4 protein-coding genes are annotated in these 4,077 nt (G+C 39.8%); all 4 read right to left on the bottom strand.

Annotated features, from left to right (window positions below):
* Positions 1 to 1,164, bottom strand: a 1,164-nt coding sequence (locus D6734_10185) for an FAD-dependent oxidoreductase (GenBank protein RMF93393.1), incomplete at its 3' end; no start/stop codon positions are given.
* Positions 1,165 to 1,195: 31 nt separating this feature from the next.
* Positions 1,196 to 2,122: a 4Fe-4S dicluster domain-containing protein gene (locus D6734_10180; GenBank protein ID RMF93392.1), complete on the bottom strand. Its 927-nt coding sequence runs from the start codon at positions 2,120 to 2,122 to the stop codon at positions 1,196 to 1,198.
* 392 nt (positions 2,123 to 2,514) lie between these two features.
* Entirely contained in the window at positions 2,515 to 2,802 is a 288-nt protein-coding gene (locus tag D6734_10175; GenBank protein RMF93391.1) for a 4Fe-4S dicluster domain-containing protein, read from the bottom strand.
* 24 nt (positions 2,803 to 2,826) lie between these two features.
* Positions 2,827 to 3,891 (bottom strand): 4Fe-4S dicluster domain-containing protein, encoded by a 1,065-nt coding sequence (locus D6734_10170; GenBank protein ID RMF93390.1) that lies wholly within the window; start codon positions 3,889 to 3,891, stop codon positions 2,827 to 2,829.
* Between the last annotated feature and the right edge of the window lie 186 nt (positions 3,892 to 4,077).

The raw sequence follows: 4,077 nt of genomic DNA, 5'->3' as shown, positions 1-4,077 counted from the left end.
ATTGAGGTCATAACCTTTTATTTCCATCTTGCCGCAGATTAGTTTCTTTACCTTACCACTTTCACCAACAATCTTTAATGGCCTTGCAAGAAATAGAAATTTTATTCCCTCTTTTTCTGCTTCTTCAATCTCGTCTTGAATAGCAGGCATCTCTTCACGGTCACGCCTGTAAATTATAGTAACATCAGAACCAAACCTGAAAGCCGTACGCGCCGCATCTATAGCCGCATTTCCTCCTCCTATGACGGAAACCTTTTTCCCAAGCTTTGGCTCGATTCCCTTTCGAAAATCTTTGAGCAAATCCCAAGCCTGAATTACTCCGTCTAAATCTTCTCCTTCTATGCCAAGTGGCGTTGGTGATTGCGCCCCTATTGCAATATAAAATGCTTTGTATCCTTCTTTTCGCAACTCGTTCAAAGAGATATCCTTTCCAACTTCACAATTGAGCTTGAGTTCAATGCCTGTGCTCAATATGAAATCGATATCCCTTTTCACTGCTTCTTCAGGTAGGCGATATAGTGGAATCATCGATGTGATTATTCCTCCCGGCTTATCAGCTTTATCAAAAACCGTTACAGGATAACCGATGCGCCGCAAAAAATATGCGCAAGAAAGCCCTGACGGGCCTGCACCTATTACAGCAACTTTTTTGTCAGCATTTTTAGGATTTTCCTTCATAAGAGGTTTTGCACTGCTGTTCTTTGCAACTTCTGCCATATAGCGTTTCAAGCTTCTTACATTGACAGGCTTCCCATCTATACGCTTTCTTTCACAAGTCACATCGCAGAGATGGGGACAAGCCCTAGCGCAGGTTTCTACGAAAGGATTTCTATTCCTATGAAGCGCAAGAGCTTCCTCTTCCATATTTGCCTTTATCAGTGAAATCATCGATGGAATGTCAACATGGGCAGGACATTCACGCTCACAGGGAGCAATCAATGTAAGCGCCCCTTCAGGACAAACCCTAATGCATTCGAGACATCCAGCGCACTGATCAGGAAACCACATCGCTAATTCCCAAGCATCTTCGGGCATTTCTTTACCTTTCTCGATTTTTACAAGATGCATCTTATATACACATTGAGGACAGACTTCGATACATCTGTGACAATTGATCGGCGTAGGGCATTTTTCATGATTTATTGCTATTTGGACACGAGCCATTTTTATCTCCTCCAGATAATTAAAATATTCATTACCATAAATCCCTTAATCCCGGAGTTGTCATCCGCTCTACCATTTTAATTGCTTCATGCCTGCAATGGTGAGCGCATTGGGCACAGCCAAAGCATTTCTTCATATTGATATTTACTTTGTTGCGGCTAACCTGAAGGGACATAGCTCCAAATTGGCAGAAAGTTATACATTCTCCGCATCCTATACATCTTTCTTCAATAGGCATTGCGCAGTATTCGCCTTTTAGAAGAATTTCATTTACATCATAATCTACTCTTCCCCTTATGCCAAGACATGTTGGATACTCGCAATTGCAGATGCCTCCAATATAGGGAGTATAAAATGTCCAGAGAGTATGCACATTCCCACGCCTGTCAAAATGCCTTAATCTCTCCTTTGCTTCCTTAACTGAAAGGAATGTCATTCCGCGAAATGTTTCAGGCCATCTTTCCCATTTGTAGATGCCCACACCAAGAGACAAACAGGTCATAGCATTATCGTTGTTATACATTCCTCTCGATTCTCTTCTACAAATACACTCCATTATTCCAATTGGATATGTAATCTCTACCATTTCTTCTGCTTCTTCAAGTGTTACGACTTGTCCGAAATGGTAGTTAGCCATAAAGCTGTTAACCTTCTTTTTTAAAATCGGGAGTTTTCTCACATCCTTACCTGTTGCTTCGAGCACTTCTCTCATCAAGTCTGAAAACATTATATCCAAATCAACTTGAGCGCCCGGAGATAGAGCAAACTCGCCGTCTTCAGTCATATAATATTCAGGGGGTTTCTGATGAGGGCCTACGACTTCGCCAACTTTCTTCTCTGCCTTTGCTGCTTTTTTTTGGGCTTCCTTTCTGCGGCGTCTATAAAGAGTTGCGGCAAAATTTTGGGCAGCTAAAAACCATTTTCCACCGCCTCCGTGCTGGATACAATGATGGCACATAAGATTCTCCTCCCTCGTTTAAAGTTATCGCACAGCAACAATTATCCAATGCTTCTGGAGGAAAACTTTTTTATATGCCTTAGCAAGTTGTATGGTTTCCTCCGTCAGCAGGCAATATCATCAATCTAACATCACATCAACGCATCGGGAGGACAGTTTTAATCCATAACTACCGCAACGGCAAAAATCTGTCCCCAACATAGAGAGCAGTGAATGAAACTAAAACTATAATACTTAAACACTGCTTTGAATTAAAATGCAATATTTTTTTTAAAAGCAAAGTTGGAGAAGATTTTTCAAGAAAAACAGCAAATTTCAAACAACCAATTGTTTTGCTTTATTTTTGCCCTCTTCAAAACCTTTTTGAAAACATTGCGCCCTTTAAAAAAGAATCATCCATATTTCCCATAGGAGATATGGCCCGATTTGATTTCAACATCATCTCTTCTTTTCACTCTGATTGCTTTGAGTGGACATGCCTTTACACATTCCATACAGCCGGAACAGCTTGGCCAATACCATGGGTCGAGATGCCAATCCTCATCGGCGGCTTCCTTGTATTTTTCAATTCTACCAAGATGAAGCTTAAAAACCGCCTGAGGACATACCTCAAGGCATTTTCTGCACTTCGCAGGTACTTTGCATTTTTCTTTGTCAATGATGATATTCATTCCTGCCATTTCGATTTTCTCCTTATTTTTAAATTACCACATATCTGCGATACCCGGTGTTTTCCTTCTTTCAACCATTGTTATTGCGCTGTTTGGACAATGTTTTTCACATTGACCACAACCGAAACATCTCTTCATATCGATAGATACCTTATTGCGCGACAAATTCATACTCATTGCGCCAAATTGACAATATTTAAGGCAATATCCGCATCCTGTACAATTTTCAAGCACAGGCTTTGCGCAATATTCACCCTTGAGGATGATCGAATCGACTCCATAGTCGATTCTTCCTCTTATTCCTTGACAAACAGGATATTCACAGTTGCAGATACCTCCAATATAGGGCACATTGAAGGTCCAAAGGGAATGGACATAACCTTTTTTGTTGAAATGCTTTAGCATATCCTTTGCCTCTTTAACACTCAAAAAAGTCAATCCTCTGAATGTTTCAGGCCATCTTTCCCATTTATATATTCCCACGCCAAGGGACATACAGAAATTAGCTTCACCCTTGCGCATCATACCTCGTGTTTCCCTTCGGCAAATACATTGCATCAGACCGATTGGATATGTCAACTCTACCATCTTAAGGACTTCTTCAAGAGTAACAACCTGTCCAAAGTGATAATTTCCCATAAAGCTTGCTACTTTTCGTTTAAGTTGAGGTTTCTTTGTAACATCAACGCCTGTCGCATCTACAACCTCTTTGAGAAGGTCGGTAAACATAATATCCAAGTCAACAGCAACTCCCTTTGGCACCTTTACAGAACCGTCCTTCTCTTCAATGTATTGAAAACCTGTCCTCGTCTGTTTGAGTTCGAGTTTTTCTTCACCTTCTTTGCTTTGTAAATCTTCAATGATTGTTGGCGGCTGAGGTTTTGCAGGAGGACGCATCATCTTACCGGTCTCAGGGTCGATTTTAAATGCTTCACTCCCCATATGTTGGGTGAACTTCATTTTCTTTGCTTGTTCTTCCATCTCCTTTCTTTCTTTTGCCGTCTTGTTTCTTCGACTTTGGTACATCTTGGCTGCAAAATTAGCGGCATTTTCAAACCATTTTCCGCCATCTCCATGTTTTGTACAAAAATGACACATAACTTATCTCCTTTCTTGAGTTGACATATTTAATTTAAAGACATTAAAAATTCTACCAACCGTTTGTTTGAATTTATAATACATCTTCTAAAATTTGTCAAATTTTTTGATCTATTTTTTTCTAAAAAAATTATAAGTGATTGATTATTAAGGATATTTAATTCATTATAAAAATAAATTAAATAT

The organism is Candidatus Schekmanbacteria bacterium, assembly GCA_003695725.1.
In the GTDB taxonomy this organism is placed as follows: domain Bacteria; phylum Schekmanbacteria; class GWA2-38-11; order GWA2-38-11; family J061; genus J061.
The sequence above is the reverse complement of the archived record's forward strand: the minus strand, read 5'-3'. Positions and strand labels throughout refer to the sequence as shown.

Coding starts and splice junctions, on each gene's coding strand:
- D6734_10180 (RMF93392.1), bottom strand. CDS start 2,122: ATGTGCCATCATTGTATCCAGCACGGAGGCGGTGGAAAATGGTTTTTA.
- D6734_10175 (RMF93391.1), bottom strand. CDS start 2,802: ATGGCAGGAATGAATATCATCATTGACAAAGAAAAATGCAAAGTACCT.
- D6734_10170 (RMF93390.1), bottom strand. CDS start 3,891: ATGTGTCATTTTTGTACAAAACATGGAGATGGCGGAAAATGGTTTGAA.